Raw genomic sequence first — 25,057 nt, forward strand, 5'->3', positions numbered from 1 at the left:
CGATGACCGAGATGTCGTACCTGGACGGCAACATGCTCGACGGCCCGCTGCGCGAGCTGTTCGCCGTCGACCTGAGCACCGCGACGGGTCGCTGCGATAACTGCGGGATGACCGGCTCGATGGCCAGCCTGCACGTCTTCTCGCACGCCCCTGGCCTGGTCGCACGCTGCCCGTCCTGCGAGGAGGTGATGCTGCGGCTGGTCCGTGGCCCCGACCGGGCGTGGCTGGACCTGCGCGGCACCACCTTCCTCCAGGTGCCGATGCCGATGGAGCAGACGTTCCCCGGCCCGCTCTGACGCGAGGCGGGCCATCACCGAGAGCATCCTCTTCAGACGCGGAGGAGATCGTAAGCCCGCGCGAGATCATCCGCCCAGGCCGAATTGTGGTCACGCTCGAACGCACGGTGCAGCCGGTCGCGGGTCGTGTCGCGACGTAGCCAGTCGCCAAGAGCGCTCGGCTTCTGGGCCGCGAAGTTGAGTCCGTTCACCGTCTCGGCGAGGTGACGGTCTGCCGATGCGGTGAGCGTGACGTCCCAGATGTGAAGGAATCGGTCGATGCTCTCGCCGATGAGAAGGGTCGCATCGAGGAAGGTCACCGCGTCGAGAAACGACTCGAACCGGGACGGGTGGCCTGCCAGCACCGACCGCCACACCGCGTCGAGGTACCCGTCGACGGCTTCCTGCTCGACCTGTGGCCAGGTACGCCACTCCTCGTGGGAGAACTTGCCGAAAACGATGTGCGGGTCGAGCTCCCCTGACATGACCAGACGCTCCAGCAGCACCGGCAGCAGACTCTTCACGTCGTCGCGGCTGCCGACCGTATTGCCGAGACTGATGGTCAGTGCGAACAAGTCGTGATCGTCGACGAGCACCGAGCCCCGGCAATGCGGGCAGCCGTCCAGCACCCCCCGGCGCGGGTACCGGACGAACGCGTCCTGAACCCGCGCCATCGCGGCCAACAATTCGTCATCCACCGGTCGATCCTCGCATCCGCAACGGATCCGACCTGGCCACCGGCAGCGCCCGGTGTCAGGCGACCGCGAACGTGTGTCCGCGGGGCGAAGTCGACGGACCGTTGGTCATGCCCGCGACGCGGCGCCGCCCGGCTGTGTCAGGGGTGCCAGGCCGCACGAGGTCGCGAAACCCGCGGCCTCGATGCCGAGGGCGACGTTCGTACGCGCGGCCTGGTTCGCCAGCGCGATCCAGGCGGTGAGTTCGACCAACGCCGGCACCCCGAGCTGCTTGAGCAGCCGAGCGGACAGTTCGTCGGTGACGGTCGGTGGGGTCTGCGACATCGCCTCGGCGTACTCCAGGACGTCGCGCTCCCGTGGCGTGAAGACGTCGGACTCCCGCCAGCGCGGCACCTCGCGGGCCTTGGCCGCGTCGAGCCCTTCGTTGTGCGCCATGAAGTACCCCAGGTCGAGGCAGAACGAGCAGCCGATCAGGGAAGCCACCGCCATGTGGGCGTAGGACTTCAGATCCTTGTCGCACTCGTTCCACTTTGCGGCCTTCTGGCTGAGGCTGAAGCCGAACTTGAGCACCTGCCGGTGGTGCCACAGCACGCCGAGCGCCTCCGGCACCTCGCCGAACTTCTTCCTGCTGAATCTTTTCAGGACGGCGCCGTAGACGCCGGTGATCTCGGCCTGGGGAATCCGGGTGTTGCTGGTCATGTCTCCTCCTCGTCGAATGGGTCTCGGCATGGAGACACCGGCCGGGGTGGAGCTGTGACAGCACACGCGAGGTCAGTCCGGTGGAGGCCGCCGCCGCTTGGATCGCTCAACCGGCCCGCTGCCCACGTGAGACAGTGGTTCATGCCATTGAGCAGCTATCACGTGAGAACGTCGATCGCCGTGTCCGACATACAGCAGGCGATCGCGTTCTACGAAGGCAAACTGGGCCTGCCCGTGCTGCGGTCCGGTCCCAGCGCCGCCATCGCCGACGGCAGCCGCATCTATGGTTCTGGTGGCGGGCCGGCGCTGAATGTGTACCAGTCGGTCACTGCGGGGAAGACCCCGGCGACGCTGGCGACGTGGTACGTCGACGACCTCGACCAGATCGTTGACGAGCTTGTCGCGTCCGGCGTCGAGTTCACCCGCTACGACCAGTTCGAGCACGACGCCAAGGGGATCACCGCTCGGGCCGGCGGTGGACGTATCGCGTGGTTCCAGGACCCGGACGGCAATACCTTCGCCCTCGAAGCCGACGTCTGACGCTCACGGAGCGATAGCCGCGACTGGGCTCGGGCAAAGCCGGTCGGGCACAATGCGTCGGTGTCAGATCTCTCTGGGCCACTCGGCTACCGCCTCATCACCGGACCCGATGATGCTGAATTCTGCGCCCGCGTCAGCGGCCTTCTCGACCAGGGCTATCAGCTGTACGGGTCTCCGGCGCTGACCTTCAACGGTGAACGCGTCATCGCCGCTCAAGCGTTGGTGCTGTCGCGCTCCGTCGGCGAGGAATAGTCGAAGATCTCACCGCGCTGCTGACCTCGGCGGGGGAGCGCTGAGGTCGAGACAGTTACCGCTCCCGGACGGCGTAGGTCAGGTGCGTCACCCTTGGGGAGGGCTCCGCGCGGACCGGCTCCAGGGCCACGCGGGCCGCGTCCACGCCCTCGAACAGGCGGATTCCGGAGCCGAACAGCACGGGCGACAGCGCGATCGAGAACTCGTCGATCAGGCCGGCGTTCACGTACTCCAGGATCGTCTCGGCGCCGCCGGCGATGCGGACGTCGCGGTCGCCGGCGGCCTCGCGGGCCTGGTCGAGCGCGGGCTCGATGCCATCGTTGACGAAGTGGAAGGTGGTCCCACCCGGCCGCTCCCAGGGGTCACGCTTCTCGTGCGTCACGACGAAAACCGGCGTGTGGAACGGCGCCTCCTCCGGCCACGCCTGCTCGCCGGCGTCGAACATGCGCTTGCCCATCACGCTCGCGCCGGTGCGCTCGAACGTCTCCCGCACGATGTCGTTGTCGCGCCCTTCCTCGCCGCCCTCGCCAAGCTTCAGGTTCTCCCGGAGGAACCGCTGCGGGAAGATCCACGCCTGCAGTTCCATCCACTGCTGCCCCATCAAGTCCCCGAGGGACTCGGGCGCGATGAAACCGTCCAGCGACATCGACACGCTGAAGAACACCTTCCCGGCCATCAGCCCTCAGCTCCCTTCCGAACGTTCTCGGTGACGTAGGCAGCCAGGTTGCTCAGGGTCTGCTGGCCGCCCTCGATCGCGTGGTACTTCTCGACCGCCTCGTCGCGCAGCTCCTTGGTGGGGAACACCGTGCGCATCTCGATCCGGGTCGCCGCCCCGTCGGGCGCGAACGTCAGGACCGACTCGAAGGCGTTCGGGTCGCCGCGGGACTCACCGTGCAGCAGCGCGATCCCCTCCGGCGGGACGATCTCGGTCCAGGAGATCCACTCCTGGTAGTCCGTCCCGTCCGGCCCGTGCATCACGAAGTCCCAGACTCCGCCCTCGCGGAACTCGAACGACCGCGTGGTCGTGGTGAACCCCTCCGGACCCCACCACCGCGACAGGTGCCGCACCTCGGTGAACGCCTCGAACACCAGCTCCCGTGGGGCGTCGATGACCCGGGAGATCACGATCTCCCGGTCAGCCGTCGCGGGCTGCGCCGGCGCTCCTCGTCCCATCTCGCTCATCAGCTACTCCTCCTGCCTTGCCTGCTTCAGGTCCTGCACGTACGCGTCCAACCGGTCGAAGCTCTCGTTCCAGAACCGCTCGAACCCGCCGGTCCACTCGTGGACCGGTCGCAGCCCGCGGGCGTCAAGGCCGTACAGGCGCTGCTTGCCCGCCTTGCGGTCCCGCACCAGCCCGACCTCCCGGAGCACCCGCAGGTGCTTGGACGCCCCCGGCTGGGTCATCCCCAACTCCTGGGCCAACTCGGTCACCGGCCGCTCACCCGCTCGCAGCAGCAACAGGATCTCCCGGCGCTGCGGCTCGGCGATCGCGTTGAAGACGTCCGACGTCGTCGCTGCTCGTGCCATGGGCGCCATCGTATACCCATATCGGCATGCGTCAAGCCAGGAGGAATCAGGCGGGTCTTGTCAGATGACGATCGTGACCCTTGCCAGCGGCTGCGGAAACACGCTCAGCGCGGATGCCCTGGCTACCGCCGAATACTCGGGTGCGGGCGACCCGGCTCACCCCTAGGCTTCCGCTCCAAGGGCTGACAGGGCTCCCTCTCGACATCGGTCAGTCAGTGGATCGGAGATGAGCAGAGCGATGACTTCTCAACTGTTCGCGGTCAGCTTCGATGCGAGCCAACCTCTGCGTCTCGCGCAGTTCTGGTCCGGGGTCCTGGGTCGGGAGATGGTCGATGATCCGCACGACGGCGTCATGCTCCTGCCCAGTGCTGACACCGATTTCCGGATCCGCTTTGTTCCGAGCCAGGAGCCGAAGGTCGTCCAGAACCGAATGCACTTCGAGCTGACGAGCGGCTCTCTGGAGGAGCAGCAGCAGACGGTGGCCAGGGCACTGGAACTCGGCGGACGGCACATCGACATCGGCCAGCTCCCGGAGGAGGAGCACGTGGTGCTCGCCGACCCGGAGGGCAACGAGTTCTGCGTCATCGAGCCGGGCAACAAGTTCCTGGCCGACTGCGGGTTCATCGGTGCGCTGTCCTGCGACGGTTCGCAGGAGGTCGGGTACTTCTGGAGCGAGGCGCTGGGGTGGCCGCTGGTCTGGGATCAGGACCAGGAGACCGCGATCCAGTCGCCGCGCGGCGGCCCGAAGATCACGTGGGGTGGGCCACCGTTCATGCCGAACGGAGGCAGGGATCGGGTGCGTTACGACCTCGCTCCACCTCTCGACGGCGATCGCCAGGTGGAGGTCGAACGTCTGCTCTCCCTCGGGGCGACGCGGATCGACGCCGACCAAGGTGGCGTCAGCCGGCTGGCGATGGCCGATCCCGACGGTGGCGAGTTCGGTCTGTTGACGCCCCGGTAGCGAGGTTGCCGCACCCGGCCATCGAGCACGATCTTGCGGCGGGCACGGGCACGGGCACGGGCAGGGGCACGGGCGTGTGCGGTTGGACAGGGTGCGGGTTGGTCGGTCAGAGTGGTCGGCCGTGAGATACCTGCGTACCGGGGGTCCCGCCGCGATCCGCCGACCCCGACCCACCGACTCCGACGAGTTCGTCGCCGCTGCCCGGCGCAGCCGGGAGCTGCACCACCCGTGGCTGGCCGCGCCGGAGAGCCCGGAGGAGTACGACCGGTACCTGAGTCGGATCCGGCGCCGGGACAGCTCCGGCTACCTGGTCTGTGACCGGGCCAGCGGCGAGATCGCCGGCTACGTGAACATCAGCGGGATCGTGCTGGGCGCGCTGCGCGGGGGCTTCCTGGGGTACGCGGCGTTCCAGCCGTACAGCGGCACCGGGCACGCCTCGGCGGGCATCGCCCTGGTCATCGACCACGCGTTCGGCGCGCTCGGGCTGCACCGGCTGGAGGCGAACATCCAGCCCGGCAACGAGCCGTCCCGGCGGATCGCACAGAAGCTGGGCTTCCGGTTGGAGGGCTTCTCCCCGGACTACCTGTTCATCGACGGCGCGTGGCGCGACCACGAGCGGTGGGCGATCACGGCGCCGACGGCGACCTGAACGGCCGCCGGTCCCGCTCCACGGCCGGCCTGGAGGTCGCGCCGCCAATTCGCTGGTCGCGAGGGGTCAAGGGGACGACCGGGGCGGTCGAACGGGACCGTCCCGGCCGCCCGCCGCTCAGCTACCCGGTCGGGGGAACGCGACCGGGCTGCGCAGGCCGTCGCGGCCCACCGCGCGGATGCCGAAGAAGACGTTGTCCTTGGACAGGTCGATGCTGACCTGGGTGACGTCGCCGACCGGGATCACCCGCTGCCACTCGGCGGCCGTGGTCTCCCGCCACAGCACCTCGTAGCCGGCCAGGTCCGGCTCGTCGCCGCGCTGCCAGCGTAGCGTCGTGTTGTTGGTCAGATCGGTGGTCACGATGTTCGCGGCCTTGGGCGTGCCGGGCGCCTGGGCCAGCGACCAGAGCGCCGCGCCGTTGACCCGGGCCACCCGGGCGATGTACCCGAAGTCGCAGAACTCGGGGAGGTCACCGAACTGTTGCCCGTCCTGCACCCGGACGTCCTGGTGCTGGTGGGCGAAGTCCTCGTTCGGCTCGGTGAACCGCGCCGCCGGCCAGCCCTCCCGCAGGAACGAGATGTGGTCGCTGCCCCGCAGGTAGCGATCCCGCCGGTAGATCACCCGCACCCGCATGCCGGTGGCGTCGTTGTCCGCCACGTCCCGGACGAAGCGGGCGAGCTGCCGCGACGGTGAGTCGTTCTCGCCGCCGACGGACTGCCGGGTGCTCGCCTCCGCCGGGGTCTCCGCCGTCGGCACTCCCTCGGCGAACAGCCGCACCGCGTACGGGTCGCGGGTGCCGTCGTCGGCCGTACTGCTGCCCACGATGTCGTCGCTGAACATGCCATGCACGTCCGCGCCGGCCGCCTTGAGCTGTTGGGCCAGGTACGCCGAGCCGTACAGCCCCTGCTCCTCGGCGGCGACCGCGGCGAAGACGATGGTGGCCGCGGTGGGCCGGGTGGCCATCAACCGGGCGAGTTCCATGACCACGGCCACCCCGGAGGCGTCGTCGTCGGCGCCGGGTGAGTCGCTGACCGCGTCCATCACGTCGGTGACCCGGGAGTCGTAGTGGCCGGTCACCACGTAGGTGCGGTTCGGGGAACTCTGGCCGCGCAGGGTGGCCACCACGTTGGTGATCCGGGTCGCGGTGGGGATCCGCGAGGCCGGCTGTTGGACGTACGACTGGAGTTCGACGCTCATCCGGCCGCCGGAAGTGGCCGCGTACTCCTGCATCCGGGCGAAGATCCAGTCCCGGGCGGCGCCGATGCCCCGCTGCGGGTCGTCCTGGCTGGAGAGGGTGTGTCGGGTGCCGAACGCGGCGAGCCGGCGCACGATCGCCTCGATCCGCCGGGGGTCGACCTGGCGCAGCAGTTCGCGCAGCTCACGGTCGGGCCGCTGGGGGCGGGTCGGGCGGCCGGGGCCGGTGGGCGGGGCGTCGGCGGCGGCCGGCGCGGCGAGCGCGGGCACCGCCACGGTGGCGGCGGTCGCCGCGGTGGCGGCGGCCGAGGCGGACAGGAAGGTGCGGCGGGTGGACCTCGTGGGTCGGTCGCCGATGTCGTCAGATCCCATTCCGGCATCTTCTCCATCGATGGCAGTGCCTGTCTACATCGCCGGACGTGGATGTTCCATGGCTTTCACCCGAACCGGGTGATGACTCGTGGCACCCGGCGTTCCTACGGTGGGTGGTATGGCTGTCGTGCGCGCCACCCCCACGAACCCGAACCCGGGCCTGCTCGCGGAGGCGCCCGGGGAGGGCGGTGACCAGCGGGCCATGCCGCCCGAGTTGGGCCACGACGCGCTCGCCGTGCTCAGCGGGCCAACGTTCATGTACTCCAACCCGTCCGGTGACGTGCCGCCGGGCAGCATCGGTGGGCTCGTGCATCTGGACACCCGGCTGCTCAGCGGCTGGACGGTCACCCTCAACGGCGGCGAACTGCTGGTGTTGCGCGCCACGACCATCGACCACTACTCGGCGCAGTACGTGCTGACCCACCCGGAACTGCCCGGGCTGCCCCCGGACAGTCTGAGCCTCCGGCGGCTGCGCTACGTCGGCGACGGATTTTACGAGCGGCTGGAACTGGTGTCGTACCGGCCGGAGCCGGTCCGGGTGGAGCTGCGGCTGGCCGTCGCCGTCGACTTCGCCGACCTGTTCGAGGTCAAGTCGGTGGTCCGGGACCGGTCCGCGGAGATCGCCCGCAACCACGCAGCCGACGGGTCCGAGCTGTGCTTCTCCTACCGCCACGGAGACTTCTCCGCGCAGACCCGGGTCTGCTGCTCGGTGCCGGCCGACCGGATCGAGGGCGACGACCTGGTCTGGGAGCTGCACCTGCAACCGCGCCAGGAGTGGAAGGTCGACCTGCACGTGCCGTTGCCGTCCGGGTTCGGGGTGGTCGAGGCGGTTCGGGGTGACATCGCCGACGTGATCCACCGCCAGGCCGACGACCCGCGGCGCCGGTGGACCAGCGACCGGGCGGTGTTGCGCAGCGACAACGAGGCACTGGAGCGCACGGTGGCCCGGTCCCGCGACGACATCGCCGCGCTGCGGCTCGACCTGGAGGTCAAGGGCCAGCGGATCCTGCTGCCCGGTGCGGGGTTGCCCTGGTTCCTCACCGTCTTCGGCCGGGACACGCTGATCACCGCGTACCAGACGCTGGTCGCCGGGCCGTCGCTGGCCAAGGGGGCGTTGCTGGCGTTGGCCCGGCTCCAGGGCGACGCGTGCGACGACTTCACCGACGAGGAGCCCGGCAAGATCATGCACGAGGTGCGCAGCGGCGAGCTGACCCGTTCCGGGGCCAAGCCGTACGCGCCCAACTACGGCACCGCCGACGCCACCCAGCTCTGGCTGATCCTGCTCTCCGAGTACTGGCGGTGGACCCACGACCACGAGACCGTGCGTCACCTGCGGGACAACGCGCTCGCCGCGCTGCGCTGGATCGACGATTACGGCGACCGGGACGGCGACGGATACGTCGAGTACGCCACCCGCTCCCGGGAAGGGCTGGGCAACCAGTGCTGGCGGGACTCTCCGGACGGCATCTGCTTCGCCGACGGCCGGATCCCGGTGCTCCCGCTGGCCACCTGCGACCTGCAGGGCTACACCTACGACGCGAAGCTGCGGCTGGCCGAGCTGTTCGACGGGCCGTTGGACAGTCCCGACCTGGCGCGGCGGTTGCGGGACGAGGCGGGCACCCTGTACGAGCGGTTCAACCGGGACTTCTGGATCGAGGAGCGGGGCGGTTACTACGCGGTCGCACTGGACGGCGACAAGAACCCGGTCGACGCGAAGACCTCCAACATGGGTCACCTGCTGTGGAGCGGGATCGTGCCGCCGGAGCGGGCCGACGCGGTGGTGCGCCAGCTCATGTCGCCGCACATGTTCTCCGGCTGGGGCATCCGCACGCTGTCCCGGGAGGAGCGGCTCTACAACGCCCTCGGCTACCACCTCGGCACGGTCTGGCCGCACGACAACTCCATCGCCGTGCTCGGCCTGGCGCGGTACGGCTACCGGGCGGAGGCGAACCGGATCAGCCTGGCGATGTTGGACGCGGCCGAGCAGTTCGGCCACCGGCTGCCCGAGGCGCTCAGCGGGTACCCGCGGGACCGGCTGCTGTTCGCCGTGCCGTACCCGACCGCGTGCAGCCCGCAGGCGTGGGCGGCCGGCACCCCACTGGCCCTGGTCCGCGCCATGCTCGGCGTCAACCCGGTCGAGGGAAGGTTGATGCTCGATCCAGACATTCCGGAAGAGTTGGGCCGGATCACCGCCGAACGGGTCCGCGCCTTCGGCCAGCTGTGGGCGGTGGAGGCGGTGCGGACCACCGGCCACGTCCGGCTCCAGCCGAGCTGAGTTCCCGCCCGCCAGCGCCATCCGTTCGCCCACCGCGCCCGCTGGCCCGGTTGTTCGACGTTTGTCCTGGCCTTCGACGGGAAACGGCCCGCAATGACGAAACCTCGTGTGGTGATCGTGGGGGCCGGGTTCGCCGGTTACCACGCGGCGAAGACGTTGAGCCGGCTCGCCCGGGACCGGGCCGAGATCGTGGTGCTGAACTCCACCGACTACTTCCTCTACCTGCCACTGCTGCCCGAGGTGGCGGCCGGGGTGGTCGAGCCCAAGCGGATCGCGGTGCCGCTGACCGGGACGCTGAAGGGCGTACGGGTGGTGATCGGCGAGGCGGATCACGTCGACCTGCAGAACCGCTGGGTCGGCTTCACCCAGCCGGAGGGCGACAAGAACCGGCTGGCGTACGACCGGTTGGTGCTCGCCGTCGGCAGCGTCAACAAGTTGCTGCCCATCCCCGGGGTGACCGAGTACGCGCACGGCTTCCGCGGCCTTCCTGAGGCGGTCTACCTGCACGACCACGTGGTCCGCCAGATCGAGCTGGCCGAGCAGGCCGAGGACCCGGCCGAGCAGCGGGCCCGATCCACCTTCGTGGTGGTCGGCGCCGGTTACACCGGTACCGAGGTCGCCGCGCACGGGCAGTTGTTCACCGACGCGTTGCAGGCTCAACGGCCCCGGCTCACCGTCCGCCCGCGCTGGATGCTGCTCGACGTCGCGCCCCGGGTGCTGCCGGAGCTGGACAAACGGATGTCGCAGACCGCGCACAAGGTGCTCGACCGGCGCGGGGTGGACGTGCGGATGGGCACCTCGGTGGCCGAGGCGACGGCCGACGGGGTGAAGCTCACCGACGGCGAGTACATACCCACCTGCACCCTCGTGTGGTGCGTGGGGGTGCGCCCCGACCCGTTCGTCAACGAGTTGGGCCTGCGTACCGAGAAGGGCCGCCTGGTGGTCGACGAGTTCCTCACCGTCCCCGGCTACCCCGAGGTGTACGCCTGCGGCGACGCCGCCGCCGTGCCCGACCTGACCCGCCCCGGCCAGGTCTGCACGATGACCGCCCAGCACGCCCAACGGCAGGGCAAGCTCGCGGCGCACAACATCGCCGCGTCGTACGGGTTCGGGCAGCGCAAGCCGTACAAGCACCACGACCTGGGCTGGGTGGTCGACCTGGGCGGCAAGGACGCGGCGGCGAACCCGTTGCACGTGCCGCTGGCCGGACTGCCCGCCAAGGCGGTCACTCGTGCGTATCACCTGATGGCGATGCCGGGCAACCGGAGCCGGGTCGGCGCCGACTGGGCGTTGGACGCGGCGCTGACCCGGCCGGCGGTCCAGCTCGGCCTGGTCCCGGCGAACGCGGTTCCGCTGGAGAGCACCTCACCCGAGGTCGCGGCCCGGTCCCGCTGAGCACCGCCCGATCCGGCCGGTCAGCCCTGGCGGGCGGGACCGGCCGGTCGGCGTCGCTGGTCGGTCGCTGTGGCCGGCGGGGTGGCGCGCAGGCGGCTCGGGCCGTACTCGCGCAGCAGGGTCTGGACGATGCCGGCGGCCGGGATGGCCAGCAGCGCGCCGAGCAGGCCGGCCAGCTCCGCCGCGAGCAGCACGCTGACCAGCACGGTCAGCGGGTTGAGCCGGACCGCGCGGGACAGGATGAGCGGCTGGAGCAGGTGGTTCTCCACCTGCTGGTAGACCACGAAGAAGACCAGCACCACGATCCCGGCGGTGGGGGAGTGCACGAAGCCGGCCCCCGCCGCGATCACCGCGCCGAGTGTCGCGCCGACCAGCGGGATCAGATCGGCCACCGCCACCAGCAGGCCGATCACGGCGGCGAACGGCACCCCGGTGAGGGTCAGCACCACGAAGGTCAACAACCCGCAGATCACGCTGATCAGCAGGTTGCCGGTGAGGTAGCCGGTAACACTGCGGGAGACCTCCCGGCCCACCCGACGTAGCCGCTCGGCCTGCCCGTCCCCGGCCGCCACCAGCACGCCACGGATGAACCGCGGCGCCTCCAACACCATGAGGTACGCCAGCACGATGACCGTGACCAGCCCGGCGACCGTCTCCACGACGCCGCGCAGCACGCCGACCGCGGGTTGGCGCAGCCGGTCGCCGAAGTCCCGTAGCTGATCGGAGTGCCCGGAGACGTACCGCAGGGCACCGGTGCGCTCCAGCAGACTCCCCAGCGGGCCGCGACCGGCGCGCGCGTCGCGCAGCAGCTCCGGCGCCCGTTCGGCGAACCGCTCCAGCTCGTCCAGCAGCGGCACCAGGATGACGGCGATCAGGATCGACAGCGTCACGAACGCGGCGAGGAACACCAGCAGCGTGGCCAGCGCCCGCCGGCGCACGAAGCGACGTTGCAGCCGGTCCACCAGCGGCTTGAGCGCGACGGCGAAGAAGGCGGCCACGACGGCCCAGACCAGCACTCGGCGGGTCGCGTAAACGAAGGCCAACGCGAACGCGGTCGCCAGCACCAGACCGATCACGATCAGCGTCCGGCGGGCGGTCAACCGGGTGTCGGTGTCGCTCACCCGCCGCACCTTCCCCGCGCTCACCTCCGGAAACCCAGCTCCCGCGCTCATCACCCGGCGGTGCGTGAGTGTTGGGGGATCCCCACCGCCGAGCGTCAACCGATCATGGCTGGCCCGGCTGGTCGGCGTCGGTGACCGGGTGGGCGCCGGCGACGAAGGCATCGAGCGCGGCGTCGTGCAGCAGGCTGCCAGGCACCGGGTCGCGCAGGGCGGCCACCGCCAGCCGGCCGACCGGCAGCCCGCTGGGCCGGGGCGTCGCGGCGAGCACCAGGTTGCCGTAGCGCCGGCCACGCAGCATTCGCCGGTCGCCCAGCACGCACACGTCGCCGAAGACCGCCCGCAGCGTGGCCACCTGTGCACGGGTGCCGACCAGGGGCGGTAGGTCCGTGACGTTGACCAGGTAGAGCCCGTCCGGACGCAGGGTTCGGGCCACCTCGGCGGCGAACTCCACGGTCCGTACGTGCCGGGGCATCTGGGCCGCCCGGTAGATGTCGGCGACCACCATGTCGTACCGGCCCGCCGGGGTGGCCGCGACCGCGTCCCGGGCGTCGGCGACCTCCACCTCCACCTCGGGCGGCAACGGCGGCAGCTCCCGGGCGACCAGCTCGACCACCGCCCGGTCCCGCTCGACGACACGCTGCCGGGAGCCGGGCCGGGTGGCAGCCAGCCAGCGGGGCAACGTCAACGCGCCGCCGCCCAGGTGCAGAACGGTCAGCGGGGTGCCCGCCGGTGCCGCCAGCTCCACCGCCGAGGCGATCCGGCGGACGTACTCGAAGTGCAGGTGTCGAGGGTCCTCGACGTCCACGTACGACTGCTCGACGCCGGCGGACAGCAGCGTCCGCCCGGTTCGGCGGACCGGGTCGGCGACCAGCTCCAGCCGGTCGGCGGCGCGGTTCATGACCGGCACGCTAGCCGAGCCGCCGGTGCGCGCCGATCGTGGCCCGGCCAGCCGGCACCGGGCGACGTCCGGTCCGTGACGGCGGTGCCGCAGCGGGGCCGGGCCGGGTCGACGCGGCCGGGCACGGCTGCGGGCCGGCGGAGCGGGGGGTGCCCCGCGTCCGCCGGCCCGCGTGCGCCGGTGCGGCCGGTCAGCCGCTGGCCATCCCGGCCCCCACCTCGTCGATCGCGTCGTCGATCTGGCGGGCGAGGTCCACGTCCAGCGCGGTCACCCCGTTGGCCTGGTTGGTCCGCACGGTCAGCACGGCGGCCGTGTCTCCGGGGCGCCCGATGCTCGGGCCACGGCCGGTCTCCTGGCGCAGCTGATCGAGCCGGGCGAGCACCCGGTCCAGGTTGTCCGGCGGCAGCGCGACCACCCGGTACAGGGCGACGCTGTCGCCGGCCCAGTACGGCAGGTCGTCCAGGGCCGCCCGCAGCTGTTCCGCGTCCAGGGTGGGTGTGGTGGTGGAGGCGCCGACGATGCCGCCGCCGGCCTCCGGCGGGTTCAACAGTTCCCGCAGGCCGTCGGGCACGTGCAACGACTCGACCAGGTCGCCGTCGTGGTCGGCGAGCGCGGCGAGCGTCGCCTCCGCCTGGTATCGGGCCTGCTCCGGCGTACGGCCGCTGATCCGGCCGACCTCGGCCAGGAAGCCAGGCAGGTCCCGGTGCCGCTCGATGCCGTCGACGGGCAGAACGTCGTGCAGCGAGTTCGGCACCGCGGTGAGCAGCAGCTGCCGCTCCGCCGCGTCCAGGGCGAAGGCCAGGACCAGGACGGTCGCCTCGGTGCCCACCTTGGCCGTCTTGAAGTCGACCCCGGCCCGGCGCCGGACCTCGTCGACCAGTTCGTGGTAGCCCATGCTGTTCACCCCGGTCGCGCCGGCCCCTGCGGACGGTTGCGGCCGGGGATTCTCGGCGGCTCCGACTGCCGGCGGGGCCGGTCCACCGCGCGTGGTGTCCGGCTTGTGCCGTCCGGCCGGTGCTGGGCCGGTCCGCTTGCCCTGGTCCAGGCTGGTGAGCTGCTTGGAGGCGCTCAGGCTGGCGCCGAACTCGCTGGGCTGGCGGCCCTGTTCGCGGGCCTGCCGGGCGAGCGCCCGGCGCCGCTGGTTGTCGCCCTCCATCTGCTTGCGCATGGTGACGCCCCTTTCGCTGGGGATCGTGCGTGCGCCCATCGCCTTCCCGTCGTCCCGGAAGCCGAAACGGACGCCGCCGGGCGGGTCGGCCGGGACTCGGTGGGCTTCATCCGGCGCGGGTGAGGGCCGCTCACCCACGCGACCAGCAGGATCGGCCCAGGACCGGAGTTCTTCCGAGGTACGCGGAAGGAAGGTCGTCATGAAACGGATCGTCGAGATCGTCCCCGCCCGACCCGGCTGGTACGCCCGCTGGCAGCTCACGCCCGACGCCACCCGGTGCTACCCGGTGAGCCTGTGGGCGCTGCTGGAGGAAGCCGACGGAACGGGTCGGGAAGTGGTCGGGATGGACTGCATCGGCCAATGGCCGGGCGCGGACGACAACGAGGTGGGTGGGGACTTCGTCCGTTATCTGTACCAGACGCCCGATTCGGGGGAACCCGCGGACGTCGACCCCGCGCCGACCGGCGAGCTTCGTGACAGCGGACCCCGGCTTCAGCCGATGACCGCACCCTAGACATTCCTCCGGCCCCCGACCCCAGGTCCCAGGGTCGGGGGCCACCCCCTGCCCGGGGCGGCCCGGTGGGCGCCGATCAGCCGATGGCGCGCACGTTGTCGCCGACGGGCTCCACTGCCAGCAGTTGGGCCAGCCCGGTGCGGTCCAGCATTGCCTGGAGCTGACGGCTGACCCCGATCAGCCGGATCGCGCCGGCGGCGCGGTGCACCATCAGCAGCGCGCTGAGCCCGGAGGAGTCGCAGAGGCTCACCCCGGTCAGGTCGATCATCAGCTGCTGGTGGCCGTCGCCGTGCAGCTCGGCCGCAGCCGCGACCAACTCGGGTGCGGTGTCGTAGTCGAGCTCGCCGCTCAGCCGCAGCCGGACGCCTCCGGCGTCGAGCCGGGTCATCTCGATGGTCAACAGCTTGGGGGACATCGCTTCATGTTCCCAGTCGACGGGCCGAACGCAAGCCGGGGGCCATCAGGCCGGTGATACGAGGCGAGCGTAACGATCCACGGCCGGGTCGGTCGGGTGCGCGGCGCGGGCCGCCAACTGCCGTGCAGTGCCGCCAGGGGCGTGCCGGCGTAGGGTGACGGGAGAGTGCCGACCACAGGCGCCCGTTCCGGGTTGGGTCGGGTGGACGACAAGGAGTGAGGCTCAGCTGGTGACTACCGCCGACGTCAGGGACTGGGACCCGGGCGACGGACGGCTCTCCACGCCGAGCACCACAGCGGCCCCGGCGTGGTCCGCCGACGCATCGTCCCGGCCCGTGACCGCCCTGCCACCGCTGGCCCCCGACCCGGGTCTGGTCGCGCCCGACTACTGGTCCGAGGTCGTCGAGCAATTCCGCGAGGGCCTGGTGATCTGCGACGCCGACGGCGTGGTGCGACACGTCAGCCCGGCGGCCGAGCGGCTGCTGCCCGAGGTGGTGCCCGGCGAGCTGCTCGCCGTGGCCGGCGTACCCGGGCTGAGCGACGGGAGGCCGGGCGGCTTCACCCATCGCGGGCGCCGGCTCACCGCCCGCCGGGTGCCGCTCTCCGGCGGCCGCTGCTGCTGGTACGTCGAGGACGTCACCGAGAGCGTCAGCCGCGCCGACGCGCTGCTCGCCGAGCGGGCTCGCTCGGCCTTCCTGGCCGTGGTGGGCGACAAGCTGGGCAACCCGCTGCACCCCGACCGGGCCGCCGCAGCGGTCGTCCGGCTCGCCGTGCCGATCCTGGCCGAGGTGGCCGTGCTGGTGCTCGCCCCGCGCCTGGGACGGGCCCGCTGGTGGCGGGCGTCCCGGGCCGACGACGAGGCACCGCTGGTGGACAGCGGCGTGCTGGCCGGCGGCGACCTGCCGGTGGCCATCGCCGAAGGGCTGACCGGGGTCGAGCCGCATGCGCTGGACTGGCTGGTGGAGCAGGCGGTCGACGCTGGCTGGCTCCCCGGCCTGACCGACGCCGAGAGCGCCGCCCGGGTCGTTCCGCTGCCGGGCCGGGACGCCCCGGTCGGGGTGCTCCTGGTCGCCCGCAGCGCCACCCACTGGTACGACGAGGACGACATGGAGCTGGTCCGCGCCTTCGCAGCCCGGGCCGGCGCGGCGTTGACCACCTCGCTGCTCTACCGCGACCAGGCGGAGGTGGCCGACACCCTGCAGGCCAGCCTGCTGCCAGTGGAGCCGGCCGAGGCCGTCGGTGTGCAGTGGGGCACCGCGTACCGGCCGGCGCAGGCGGGGTTGCGGATCGGCGGCGACTTCTACGGTTCGCACCAGCTCCCCGACGGCGGTTCGGTGTTCTTCCTCGGCGACGTGTCGGGCAAGGGCGTCGAGGCGGCCGTCTTCACCGGTCAGCTGCGCCAGTGCCTGCAGGCGCTGCACCGGGTGGAGTCGCATCCCGGGCGGTTGCTGCGGCTGCTCAACGACGCGCTGCTGGAGACGACCCTGGCGCACGGCCAGGGCCGTTTCGCCACCATGGTGCTGGGCGTGGCGCGCCCACAGCGCGACGGTGGTCTCACCCTCACCATGGCCGGCGGCGGGCACCTGCCGCCGCTGGTGCTGCGCGCCTCCGGCGAGGTGGAGTCGGTGCCGTTGACCGGCATGCTGATCGGCGTGGTGCCCGACCCGCGCGTCGGCGAGGTGACCGTCCAACTGGCCCCGGGCGAGACCTGCCTGCTCTACAGCGACGGGGTGACCGAGGCCCGTGGTGGCCGTCGTGGCGACGAGCAGTTCGGCCCGGAGCGGCTGCTCACCGCGCTGGCCGGTTGCGAGCGGATGCCGGCCCCCGCCCTGGCCGAGCGGGTCGAGCAGGTCACCTGCGACTGGTTGGCGGACGGCGACCACGACGACATCGCGGTGCTGGCGGTGCGTGCGGTCGGCCCGAGCAGGCGGCCGTCGCGGCACCTGCGCTCGGTGCCCGCACCCGCCGGCACGGACCAGCAGAGGGAGACCTGAGTGTGACCGCCCCGACCGCCGCCGCCGAGCCGATCGGCGCCTACCCCAGCTACCTGGACTGCCTCACCGACGCCGACGAGTACGCCGCGATCGACGTGGCGCTCGGCCTGCTCGACGCGGGTGTACCGGCCGAGCGGGTGCTGCTCGACCTGGTCGCGCCGGCCCAGGCGGAAGTGGGCGAGCGGTGGGCGCGCAACGAGTGGAGCGTCGCCCAGGAACACGCGGCCACCCACATCAGTGAGCGGGTGGTGGCGGCGGTGGCCGTGCACGCCAACCCGCGTCCGGCCGGCGGGCGGGTCGTGGTGGCTTGCATGGACGGTGAGTGGCACGCGTTGCCACCCCGGCTGGTTGCCGAGGTGCTGCGGCTGCGCGGCTGGCAGGTGACCTTCCTGGGTGCCAGCGTGCCCGCGGCGCACCTGGTGTCGTACCTGCACCGGCACGACGCGCACGCGGTCGCGCTGGCCTGCGCGCTGCCGATGCGGCTGCCGCAGGCGCACCGGATGATCGAGGCGTGCCGCCGCTCGGACGTACCGGTGGTGGTTGGCGGGCGCGGGTTCGGCGTGGACGGCCGCTGGGCGCGCCGGCTCGGCGCGGCCTGGGCGCCGGACGCGCCGTCGGCGGCCGAGTTGATCGCCGACGAGCGGGCGCTACATCGGGTGCCGCCGGCGCAGTTGTCCCACCTGACCGACGACGAGTACGCCGGCCTGGTCCGGCGCCGGGGTGAGCTGATCGACAGCGCCCTGGCCGATCTGCGGGAACGGGTCCCGGCGGCCCGGGCCTACACGGCCGCCCAGCTCGACTCGACCGTGAGCGACCTGGGCCACGTTGTGGACTTCCTGGCCGCCGCGCTCTACGTCGACGACGCCTCGCTGTTCACCGAGTTCGCCGAGTGGTTGGTGGGGATCCTGACCAGTCGCGGGGTGCCCGTCGCCGCGGTGGACCTGCCTCTGGCGCACTACGCCGCCGCGCTGCGCGACTTCCCCCGGGCGGTGCACGCGCTGGCCCTGGGCCGGGCCGCCCTGGCCGCTGCCGCGGCCCGCTGACCGTCCGCCGGGCGGCATCCCCAATCGATCACCGCGCCGTTCGGCCGACGGCACGCCCCTGCGTATACTTGCCGCACTGCAAACGTCCACTCAGCGGTGGGGCTAGGGGGAGAACGGTGACGTTCAGCGTCAGGCACGCCGGGCGCGAGGATGATGTCGTCTGCCTACGGCTCGCCGGTGAACTGGACCTGAGCACCGCCGCCGAGTTGGCCGCCGCGATCGACCGGCTCTCCGACGCCGGCGAGCACCGGGTGCTGCTCGACCTCACCGACCTCGCGTTCTGTGACTCCACCGGGATGGCCGTGTTCGTCCGGGGGGACAACCGGGCCGCGGCCGAGGGGGGCTGGTTGCGGCTCACCGGCGCCAACGGCCGGGTCGAGCGGGTGTTGCGGGTTACCGGTCTGGCCGACGTGTTGCGCTACCGTCCCGACACGGCCGACCCGGCGTCCCAGAGCGCCTCCTGATGGGCTAGATTTCCCCGCCAGCGCGGTGACCGTCGGTCCCGCGTCCGTCGACTCGAGGCAGGTAGTGATGGGCGCAGAGAGCCCGCAGCCGGTACGCATCCTGGTGGTCGACGACGACCCGGGCGACGTGCTGATGATCGAGGAAGCGCTGGCGGACTCGGACGTCGAGAAGGTCATCGACGTGGTCAACGACGGCGAGGAGGCGATGGAGTTCCTCCGCGCCGAAGGCCGGCACGCGGAGGCCCGCCGGCCGGACGTTATCCTGCTGGACCTGAACATGCCGCGGATGGACGGGCGGCAGGTTCTCGGTGCGGTGAAGCAGGACGAGGACCTGCGGACCATCCCGATCGTGGTGCTGACCACCTCCAACGCGGACACCGACATCGTCGGCAGCTACACCCTGCAGGCCAACGCGTACGTCACCAAGCCGATCGGCCTGGACGACTTCAACGACGTGGTGCGCCGGATCGACGAGTTCTTCGGCCGGGTGGTCGTGCTACCCAAGCGCGCCTGACGCGTTCCGCGCGCGCGGATGCTGAATATTTTTCCCGAACACCCTCGGTCGCTCCCGTAGCGGCCGAGGATCCAGGTGGGGAAGTAACAGCAGCTGCCTGGGGGGGCGACAGTATGAGGTTCTCCGTCGTTGAGATCGGCTATGACCAGAGGCAGGTCGATTCCTGCCTGGATGAGCTGGGGATCCGGTTGTCCCGGCTGGCGGCGCGGGCGGAGGGCGCCGCCGGGGAGGCTCGGGAGTGGGACGAGATCCGCGAGGAGGCCACCTGGCTCAGCGGGCTGCTCCAGCGGCTGGACCTGGGCGACGCCGCGGTCGCCCGGCACGCCGGAGACGCGGTGCAGCGGGAGGCGGCGGAGATCCTGGCCCAGGCCCGGTTCGAGCTGGACGAGGCCCGCGACGAGGCTCGGCAGGTGCGCGAGCGGGCGTACGCGGAGGCCATGCAGGCCCGGCGCGACTTCGAGGCGGCGCTGTACGCCCGCCGGCGACGCGAGGCGCAAGTCGACGAGATCCTCAGCGGGTTGACCGTCGAGCCGGTACCCGCCGACACGCCGACCGCGGCAGCCGGTACGGGCGTGCCGGCGACCCGGGTGGCCGCCGGAGGCGTGGACGCGGGAGCGGAGCCGCCGACCGGGGACGGCGCCCGCAGCCGCTGACACCCGATGCGGCCCCGGCTCAGGCGGTGAGCGCCGCCGCGACGGTGCTCGCGCGCTCCTCGTGCTGGGCGTACGCGTCGGGGAAGCCGGAGATCTGCACGGCCTGGGCGGCGGCCGTGAGGCTCATGTCCTGCCAGCCCGGGATCTCGTTGAGCGCCGTGTAGAACGCCCTCGCGGCGTACGACGGGCGCATCAGCTCGGCCACCGTGCCCCAGCCGCTGCTCGGTCGCTGCTGGAACAGCCCGACCGAGTCGTGGTCGGAGCCGCTGCCCTGGTGCGGGTAGTCCGCCGACTCGGGCAGCACGTCGCTGGCCAGGTTGTAGAGGTTGCTCTCCTGCATGGCGGTGGCCAGCGCCACGACCAGGGCGCGGCGCGGCATCTTCAGCTCCAGGCCCGTGTCAACAATGATCTTGGCGTTGTCCATCTGAGTCTGGTCGAGTCCGGCGACCGGTCGGGGTCGGCGCGGCTTGACCGGCTTCTTGGCCGCCTTGCGCACGGTGGGGGAGGCAGTGGGCTTCGCCGTCGGGCTGGGGCTGACCCGCATGGGGGCGGCGTCACGGTCCAGCGACCGGGAGGCGCGTTCGTCGGCGATGGCGGCGCGGTCGGCGACCGCCTCGGCCAGCGGCTCCACGGGGCGGGTGGTGTCCTCGGCGCCCCGGGCGGTGGCGACCGCGGTCAGGCCGAGGCAGCAGGTGACACCTGTGGCCAGGGCCACCCGGACCGAGGTCGAGCCCAGCAGGGCGCGGCGGGGTGGATCGGGGAGCCGGTGACGGCCGATCGTCCGTTCGGTTGATGCGGCGTCGCCCGGCCGGGTGGCCGGGAGTGCCTTGGTCAGCTTCTGGTCGGAGGGGTCGTCGGCATGCACTCGCCGAGGCTAGAGACCTGGTCGGCCGATGCCATCGGCCCGAACAGTGGCATGCGCCACAATTTGCCCGGATCTTGCACGCCATAAGGGATGGCAAGCTGGCTAACCGTTTCAACCTCGCCGATCGGGCCAGCCGGGTATTCCCGATTCGCCTGGCTAAGCCGGTCGCGGCGGCGGCGGTCGGCGTCGGTTTCGGTCGACCGCCAAGGGTCACCCTTACGGTGCGTGCCTGCTCCCCGAACGGTGGAGGTCCCGGCGTGCCCGTTCGGTGGATGGGCGGGCCGGCGTCGTTGCCTGGCTCAGTGCCGGCCGTTCTCTGCCGGGGTGACGGTGAGCCGGTGCCGGCTGTTGTCGCCGCTGGAGAACGGCCAGAGCCGGTCGGCGTACTCGACCAGGTCGGCCAGTTGCTGACGACTCAGGCCGGCGGACGAGATCGAGGCGTGCACGTCGGCCCGGTACCGGCCGTCGTCGTCGCGCCCCAGCTTCGCCTCGGCCCGCACCTGGACCGTGTGCGCCTCATCGGTGATCTCCCCGGCCGCTTCCACCGCAGCGTGGTGCAGGCAGGAGGCGAAGGCGGCGGCCAGCAACTGCTCTGGCCTCAATCCGGTGCAGTGCGCTGCCAGTGGCGAGGCCAGCGCGGTCGAGAGCCCGCCGTCGTCGGTGCGTACGTGGCCGCCCTCGGCGGTCGCGGTGGCCTCTTGAAGCCAGGGACTCGGGTCCGGCATCGCGTTCCTCCCGTCGCTCACCCGCCCGGCTACCCGGCCGCCGCCCGGCGAAACGCCGCGCGGCCTGCGGTCAGGGCTCGCCGGCCCGGTTCGGCCCGTCGAGCGTCGACACCGCCTCGGTGGCCTCCAGCGCGGCCTGCTCGGTCCAGGGCGACGTCGCGGCCGGGTGGCGCGCGGTGGGAACTCCCATCGGCACGTACACCCGGGCGTCCACGGCCTCGGCCAGCACCAGTGCGGCCACCAGGCTGGTCGGGCGCTCCGCCGGGGCCTCGGCCAGGCAGGAACGGCACAGCTCGGCCACCTCCGGGGGGAGCCCGTCGATCTCGGGCAGCGGGTCCGGCGGCAGGCGGCGGCGGGTGCCCAGCAACTCGGTGAGGGTGTCCGCCCGGTACGGCAGCCGGCCGCTGAGGCAGTAGTAGAGCAGGACGCCGAGCGCGTACATGTCGGCCGCCGGGGTGGCTGGCGCTCCGTCGAGCTGCTCCGGCGCCAGGTACGCCGGGGTGCCCATCAGCAGCCCGTCCGGCAACGGCTCCGGCGCGCCGGCCGGGGTTGCGATGCCGAAGTCGAGCACCTTCACACCGGCGGGGGTGAGCATGACGTTGGCCGGCTTGATGTCGCGGTGCACGATGCCCTCCGCGTGCGCGGCGGCGAGCGCCGCGCTGACCTCCGCGCAGACCCGCACCGAGATCCGCCAGTCCAGCGGCCCGGCCCGCAGGTGCGCGGCCAGAGTCTCCCCCTCGGCCAGTTCCATCACGATGTACGGCACCCGGCGACCGGGCAGCGTGGAGGAGGTGCCGAAGTCGTGCACGCTCGCCACGTTCGGATGCACCAGACGGGCCGCCGAGCGGGCCTCCGCGCGGATCCGCTCCACCGGGCCGGACTGGCCGTCCCAGCCGGGCGAGATCAGCTTCACCGCCACCGGCCGATCCAGCACCTGGTCGTGTGCCTGCCACACCTCGGACATCCCGCCAACGCCGATGCGTTGTTCGAGCTGATACCGCCCGTCCAACGTGCGCATCGATCGCTCCTCGCTCTTCCCCGCCAGCGGCGGTGCCTCCGGTCGCGGTACCCCGCCTCCGAGCTGGGCAAACCGCCACGAGAATCGCTCACGGGTCGAGCCCGCGCACCCGCTGCGCCGCGGTGGTGGGTGCGGTAGCTTGCGAGCCAGGGCCGGTGTCACCGAACGTGCCGGCATGGTCACCGAGGGGACGCCGCGATGAGCGAGGTCACCGTACGCTTCGTCGGCGGGCCCGCCAACGGCCTGGTCCGGCTGCTGCCGGCCGGGTCGGACGGCGCCCCTCCACCGCGCTGGATCATGCGACACCCGGATGGCACCGGGCCGACCCAGGCCGGCCCCGACCACCTCTACGAACGCGACCAGCCGGACGGCGCGGGCGGCTGGAGCATGCGATTCGTGCGGACCGACGCGTTCGGGGTGTCCGAGTGACCTCCGGGTTGGGCTGACGGGTCATGCCGCCCATCCACCGTCGGCCCGGCCGCACAGCTGGCGCACAGCCGACGCAGGGGCGTGGCACAGACGTCGTGTCCAGGATGGGGGACATGGTCATGGACGGGCAGGCCGCACCGGACCGGATCGAGTTGCGCCGTCCCGACGGCGAACCGGTCCGGGTGCTGGTGGTCGACGACGAACCGACGCTCACCGACCTGTTGTCGATGGCGTTGCGCTACGAGGGCTGGCAGGTACGCAGCGCCGGCAGCGGCATGGCGGCCCTGAGCGCCGCGCGGCAGTTCCAGCCGGACGCGGTGGTGCTCGACGTGATGCTGCCCGACCTGGACGGCTTGCAGGTGCTGCGACGGCTGCGCGAGCACGCCCCCACCGTGCCGGTGCTCTTCCTGACCGCCCGCGACGCGGTCGAGGAGCGCATCGCCGGGCTGACCGTCGGCGGCGACGACTACGTCACCAAACCGTTCAGTCTCGAAGAGGTGATCGCCCGGCTGCGCGCGCTGCTGCGCCGCTCCGGCTTCGCGATCGCCGCCCGGCAGGAGGCGGTGCTGACCGTCGGCGACCTCGGCCTCGACGAGGACAGTCACGAGGTGCGCCGGGACGGCCAGCTCATCACCCTCACCGCGACCGAGTTCGAGCTGCTGCGGTACCTGATGCGCAACCCGCGCCGGGTGCTCAGCAAGGCGCAGATCCTCGACCGGGTGTGGAACTACGACTTCGGCGGCCAGGCCAACGTGGTGGAGCTGTACATCTCGTACCTGCGCAAGAAGATCGACGCCGGCCGGGCGCCGATGATCCACACATTGCGTGGCGCGGGTTATGTCCTCAAACCCGCCGAGTGACCCCGCCGGCCGGCCGCACCGCCGGCCGCTACGCGCCGCCCGCCGGTGGCTGGCCGGCCGGTCCCTGCGTACCCGTCTGGTGCTCGCCCTGGTCGCGCTCTTCGCGCTGGTCAGCGTCGCCATCGGCGGGCTCACCACGGTGGCGCTGCGGCACTTCCTGATCGACCGCCTGGACGCCCAACTGGATCCCGCGACCGTCATGCGCGGCGACCGCCCGGGCCGGCCGGCCTGGCCGGGCACCGGGCCGAGCATTCCGCCCGGCTCACCGCCCGGCACCGTGGTCGCCGACATCACCGGCGATCGGGTGACGGCCGCCTCCGCCCTGACCCGCAGCCCGTCCAGCGAGGATCCCTTCCCCGACGAGGAGGCCGTCCCGGTCGAGGAGGTCGCCGCGCTGGCCGACCTGCCGGTCGGCGCCCAGCCGCGCACCGTCGACCTCGGCGCGCGCGGCGACTACCGGGCCGTGGCCCGGCAGTTCCGCGACGGCACAGTACGGGTCGTCGCGCTGCCGCTGGCCGGGGTGCGGGAGACCGTCTGGTGGATGATCGCCGCGCAGGCCGGGGTGGCGGCCGTCGGGCTGGTCATCGCCGGGGGTGCCGGCGCGCTGATCATCCGGGCCACGCTGCGACCGCTGAACCGGGTGGCCGCCACCGCCACCCGGGTCACCGAGCTGCCGTTGGACCGCGGCGAGGTGGCGCTCGCCGTCCGGGTCCCGGCCGCGGACACCGATCCGCGTACCGAGGTCGGCCAGGTCGGCGCCGCGTTGAACCGGATGCTGGGCCACGTCGCCGACGCGCTCGCCGCCCGGCAGGCCAGCGAGACCCGGGTACGCCAGTTCGTCGCCGATGCCAGCCACGAGCTGCGCACCCCGCTGGCCGCGATCCGCGGGTACGCCGAGGTGGCCCGACGCGGTCGCGACGAGGTCCCCACCGACGTGGCGCACGCGCTGCGCCGGGTGGAGTCGGAGAGCACCCGGATGACCAGACTCGTCGACGACCTGCTGCTGCTGGCCCGGCTGGACACCGGCCGCCCGCTCGCGGTCGAACAGGTCGACCTCACCGCCCTGGTGGTCGACGCGGTCAGCGACGCGCACGTGGCGGGCCCCGAACACCGCTGGCAGCTCGACCTGCCCGAGGTGGCGATCCGGGTTCCCGGCGACGCCGCCCGGCTGCACCAGGTGGTGGCGAACCTGCTCGCCAATGCGCGGGTGCACACCCCGCCGGGAACCGTGGTGACCACCACGCTGGCCGTCGAGGGAGACGCCGCCGTGCTCACCGTCGCCGACGACGGGCCCGGAGTGCCGGCGGAGCTGCAACCGGAGATGTTCGAGCGGTTCGCCCGCGGCGACAGCTCCCGGTCCCGGGCGCACGGCAGCACCGGCCTCGGTCTGGCGATCGTGGCGGCGGTCGTGGAGGCCCACCACGGCACGGTCGCGGTGGACAGTCGCCCGGGCCGGACGGTGTTCACCGTCCGGTTGCCGAATCCCACAGCTGACGCATAGTCGGCGCACGGCGGCGGGCCAGGCCAGCCGCCGAGGCTTGCC

General features: G+C 72.2%; 29 protein-coding genes. 16 read left to right on the forward strand and 13 right to left on the reverse strand.

The window, feature by feature from the left end:
- Nucleotides 1-2 precede the first annotated feature (2 nt).
- On the forward strand, nt 3-296 hold the full coding sequence (locus ACFY29_RS28020) for a DUF6510 family protein (RefSeq protein ID WP_328417201.1): 294 nt from the start codon (nt 3-5) through the stop codon (nt 294-296).
- 32 nt (nt 297-328) lie between these two features.
- On the opposite strand, the gene ACFY29_RS28025 is transcribed toward ACFY29_RS28020, so the two are convergent.
- Nucleotides 329-973 carry a hypothetical protein gene (locus tag ACFY29_RS28025; protein WP_386991016.1) on the reverse strand — a complete coding sequence of 215 codons (645 nt, stop codon included), beginning with the start codon at nt 971-973 and terminating at the stop codon, nt 329-331.
- Nucleotides 974-1,078: 105 nt separating this feature from the next.
- On the reverse strand, nt 1,079-1,669 hold the full coding sequence (locus tag ACFY29_RS28030) for a carboxymuconolactone decarboxylase family protein (RefSeq protein ID WP_386991017.1): 591 nt from the start codon (nt 1,667-1,669) through the stop codon (nt 1,079-1,081).
- A 162-nt stretch (nt 1,670-1,831) separates the two neighbouring features.
- Between ACFY29_RS28030 and ACFY29_RS28035 the strand changes: the two genes are divergently transcribed.
- Nucleotides 1,832-2,209, forward strand: a complete 378-nt coding sequence (locus ACFY29_RS28035) for a VOC family protein (RefSeq protein ID WP_355607603.1) — start codon at nt 1,832-1,834, stop codon at nt 2,207-2,209.
- A 60-nt stretch (nt 2,210-2,269) separates the two neighbouring features.
- The gene (locus tag ACFY29_RS28040; protein WP_328417193.1) at nt 2,270-2,461 is read left to right on the forward strand and encodes a DUF1737 domain-containing protein; all 192 of its coding nucleotides are present in this window, start codon (nt 2,270-2,272) and stop codon (nt 2,459-2,461) included.
- Between the two features lie 55 nt (nt 2,462-2,516).
- On the opposite strand, the gene ACFY29_RS28045 is transcribed toward ACFY29_RS28040, so the two are convergent.
- From ACFY29_RS28045 to ACFY29_RS28055, 3 genes are read right to left on the reverse strand one after another with little or no spacing between them, the layout of a single operon-like run.
- Complete coding sequence (locus ACFY29_RS28045) at nt 2,517-3,137, reverse strand: dihydrofolate reductase family protein (protein ID WP_328417191.1); 621 nt, start codon at nt 3,135-3,137, stop codon at nt 2,517-2,519.
- Nucleotides 3,137-3,643: an SRPBCC family protein gene (locus ACFY29_RS28050; protein ID WP_386991020.1), complete on the reverse strand. Its 507-nt coding sequence runs from the start codon at nt 3,641-3,643 to the stop codon at nt 3,137-3,139. Before ACFY29_RS28050 ends, ACFY29_RS28045 begins: the two co-directional genes overlap by 1 nt.
- Nucleotides 3,644-3,646: 3 nt before the next feature.
- On the reverse strand, nt 3,647-3,988 hold the full coding sequence (locus tag ACFY29_RS28055; protein WP_168509396.1) for a metalloregulator ArsR/SmtB family transcription factor: 342 nt from the start codon (nt 3,986-3,988) through the stop codon (nt 3,647-3,649).
- Between the two features lie 238 nt (nt 3,989-4,226).
- Between ACFY29_RS28055 and ACFY29_RS28060 the strand changes: the two genes are divergently transcribed.
- Together ACFY29_RS28060 and ACFY29_RS28065 are read left to right on the forward strand one after the other, a co-directional pair.
- Complete coding sequence (locus tag ACFY29_RS28060; RefSeq protein WP_386991022.1) at nt 4,227-4,949, forward strand: VOC family protein; 723 nt, start codon at nt 4,227-4,229, stop codon at nt 4,947-4,949.
- Nucleotides 4,950-5,070: 121 nt separating this feature from the next.
- Complete coding sequence (locus ACFY29_RS28065; protein WP_386991024.1) at nt 5,071-5,598, forward strand: GNAT family N-acetyltransferase; 528 nt, start codon at nt 5,071-5,073, stop codon at nt 5,596-5,598.
- A 117-nt stretch (nt 5,599-5,715) separates the two neighbouring features.
- Here ACFY29_RS28065 and ACFY29_RS28070 read toward each other — a convergent pair whose 3' ends face one another.
- Nucleotides 5,716-7,164: a M20/M25/M40 family metallo-hydrolase gene (locus tag ACFY29_RS28070; RefSeq protein ID WP_386991025.1), complete on the reverse strand. Its 1,449-nt coding sequence runs from the start codon at nt 7,162-7,164 to the stop codon at nt 5,716-5,718.
- Nucleotides 7,165-7,282: 118 nt separating this feature from the next.
- Between ACFY29_RS28070 and ACFY29_RS28075 the strand changes: the two genes are divergently transcribed.
- Nucleotides 7,283-9,439: a glycogen debranching N-terminal domain-containing protein gene (locus ACFY29_RS28075; protein ID WP_386991027.1), complete on the forward strand. Its 2,157-nt coding sequence runs from the start codon at nt 7,283-7,285 to the stop codon at nt 9,437-9,439.
- A 93-nt stretch (nt 9,440-9,532) separates the two neighbouring features.
- A complete protein-coding gene (locus ACFY29_RS28080; RefSeq protein ID WP_328417178.1) occupies nt 9,533-10,834 on the forward strand; it encodes an NAD(P)/FAD-dependent oxidoreductase in 1,302 nt (433 codons plus the stop codon).
- Nucleotides 10,835-10,854: 20 nt separating this feature from the next.
- On the opposite strand, the gene ACFY29_RS28085 is transcribed toward ACFY29_RS28080, so the two are convergent.
- The 3 genes from ACFY29_RS28085 to ACFY29_RS28095 form a co-directional block, all read right to left on the reverse strand.
- Nucleotides 10,855-11,955: an AI-2E family transporter gene (locus ACFY29_RS28085; protein ID WP_386991029.1), complete on the reverse strand. Its 1,101-nt coding sequence runs from the start codon at nt 11,953-11,955 to the stop codon at nt 10,855-10,857.
- A gap of 103 nt (nt 11,956-12,058) precedes the next feature.
- Nucleotides 12,059-12,853: a spermidine synthase gene (locus ACFY29_RS28090; RefSeq protein ID WP_386991031.1), complete on the reverse strand. Its 795-nt coding sequence runs from the start codon at nt 12,851-12,853 to the stop codon at nt 12,059-12,061.
- Between the two features lie 190 nt (nt 12,854-13,043).
- Complete coding sequence (locus ACFY29_RS28095; RefSeq protein WP_386991033.1) at nt 13,044-14,021, reverse strand: DUF2267 domain-containing protein; 978 nt, start codon at nt 14,019-14,021, stop codon at nt 13,044-13,046.
- 199 nt (nt 14,022-14,220) lie between these two features.
- Between ACFY29_RS28095 and ACFY29_RS28100 the strand changes: the two genes are divergently transcribed.
- A complete protein-coding gene (locus ACFY29_RS28100; protein WP_328417170.1) occupies nt 14,221-14,535 on the forward strand; it encodes a hypothetical protein in 315 nt (104 codons plus the stop codon).
- Nucleotides 14,536-14,611: 76 nt separating this feature from the next.
- Here ACFY29_RS28100 and ACFY29_RS28105 read toward each other — a convergent pair whose 3' ends face one another.
- Entirely contained in the window at nt 14,612-14,950 is a 339-nt protein-coding gene (locus ACFY29_RS28105) for an STAS domain-containing protein (RefSeq protein ID WP_386991036.1), read from the reverse strand.
- A 229-nt stretch (nt 14,951-15,179) separates the two neighbouring features.
- On the opposite strand from ACFY29_RS28105, the gene ACFY29_RS28110 reads away from it, so the two are divergent.
- The 5 genes from ACFY29_RS28110 (at nt 15,180) to ACFY29_RS28130 (ending at nt 19,617) form a co-directional block, all read left to right on the forward strand.
- Complete coding sequence (locus ACFY29_RS28110) at nt 15,180-16,943, forward strand: SpoIIE family protein phosphatase (protein WP_386991038.1); 1,764 nt, start codon at nt 15,180-15,182, stop codon at nt 16,941-16,943.
- A gap of 2 nt (nt 16,944-16,945) precedes the next feature.
- Entirely contained in the window at nt 16,946-17,986 is a 1,041-nt protein-coding gene (locus ACFY29_RS28115; protein WP_386991040.1) for a B12-binding domain-containing protein, read from the forward strand.
- A 116-nt stretch (nt 17,987-18,102) separates the two neighbouring features.
- The gene (locus tag ACFY29_RS28120; RefSeq protein WP_328417162.1) at nt 18,103-18,450 is read left to right on the forward strand and encodes an STAS domain-containing protein; all 348 of its coding nucleotides are present in this window, start codon (nt 18,103-18,105) and stop codon (nt 18,448-18,450) included.
- 67 nt (nt 18,451-18,517) lie between these two features.
- The gene (locus ACFY29_RS28125; RefSeq protein WP_328417160.1) at nt 18,518-18,964 is read left to right on the forward strand and encodes a response regulator; all 447 of its coding nucleotides are present in this window, start codon (nt 18,518-18,520) and stop codon (nt 18,962-18,964) included.
- Between the two features lie 113 nt (nt 18,965-19,077).
- Nucleotides 19,078-19,617, forward strand: a complete 540-nt coding sequence (locus ACFY29_RS28130) for an ATPase (protein WP_355607642.1) — start codon at nt 19,078-19,080, stop codon at nt 19,615-19,617.
- Nucleotides 19,618-19,636: 19 nt separating this feature from the next.
- Here the strand turns inward: ACFY29_RS28130 and ACFY29_RS28135 are convergent, their stop codons facing one another.
- The 3 genes from ACFY29_RS28135 to ACFY29_RS28145 all read right to left on the reverse strand — a co-directional run bounded on the left by ACFY29_RS28135 (nt 19,637) and on the right by ACFY29_RS28145 (nt 22,225).
- Nucleotides 19,637-20,482, reverse strand: a complete 846-nt coding sequence (locus ACFY29_RS28135; RefSeq protein ID WP_386991043.1) for a hypothetical protein — start codon at nt 20,480-20,482, stop codon at nt 19,637-19,639.
- A 299-nt stretch (nt 20,483-20,781) separates the two neighbouring features.
- The gene (locus ACFY29_RS28140; protein ID WP_328417154.1) at nt 20,782-21,207 is read right to left on the reverse strand and encodes an OsmC family protein; all 426 of its coding nucleotides are present in this window, start codon (nt 21,205-21,207) and stop codon (nt 20,782-20,784) included.
- Nucleotides 21,208-21,277: 70 nt separating this feature from the next.
- Nucleotides 21,278-22,225, reverse strand: a complete 948-nt coding sequence (locus ACFY29_RS28145; RefSeq protein WP_386991045.1) for a serine/threonine-protein kinase — start codon at nt 22,223-22,225, stop codon at nt 21,278-21,280.
- Nucleotides 22,226-22,423: 198 nt separating this feature from the next.
- Between ACFY29_RS28145 and ACFY29_RS28150 the strand changes: the two genes are divergently transcribed.
- The 3 genes from ACFY29_RS28150 to ACFY29_RS28160 all read left to right on the forward strand — a co-directional run bounded on the left by ACFY29_RS28150 (nt 22,424) and on the right by ACFY29_RS28160 (nt 25,015).
- Nucleotides 22,424-22,654, forward strand: a complete 231-nt coding sequence (locus ACFY29_RS28150; protein ID WP_386991047.1) for a hypothetical protein — start codon at nt 22,424-22,426, stop codon at nt 22,652-22,654.
- A 113-nt stretch (nt 22,655-22,767) separates the two neighbouring features.
- The gene (locus ACFY29_RS28155; protein ID WP_386991049.1) at nt 22,768-23,514 is read left to right on the forward strand and encodes a response regulator transcription factor; all 747 of its coding nucleotides are present in this window, start codon (nt 22,768-22,770) and stop codon (nt 23,512-23,514) included.
- A gap of 49 nt (nt 23,515-23,563) precedes the next feature.
- Nucleotides 23,564-25,015, forward strand: a complete 1,452-nt coding sequence (locus tag ACFY29_RS28160) for a sensor histidine kinase (RefSeq protein WP_386991546.1) — start codon at nt 23,564-23,566, stop codon at nt 25,013-25,015.
- Nucleotides 25,016-25,057: the final 42 nt, after the last annotated feature.

It is taken from the genome of Micromonospora sp. NPDC000668 (assembly GCF_042897975.1).
Taxonomy (GTDB): Bacteria; Actinomycetota; Actinomycetes; order Mycobacteriales; family Micromonosporaceae; genus Micromonospora.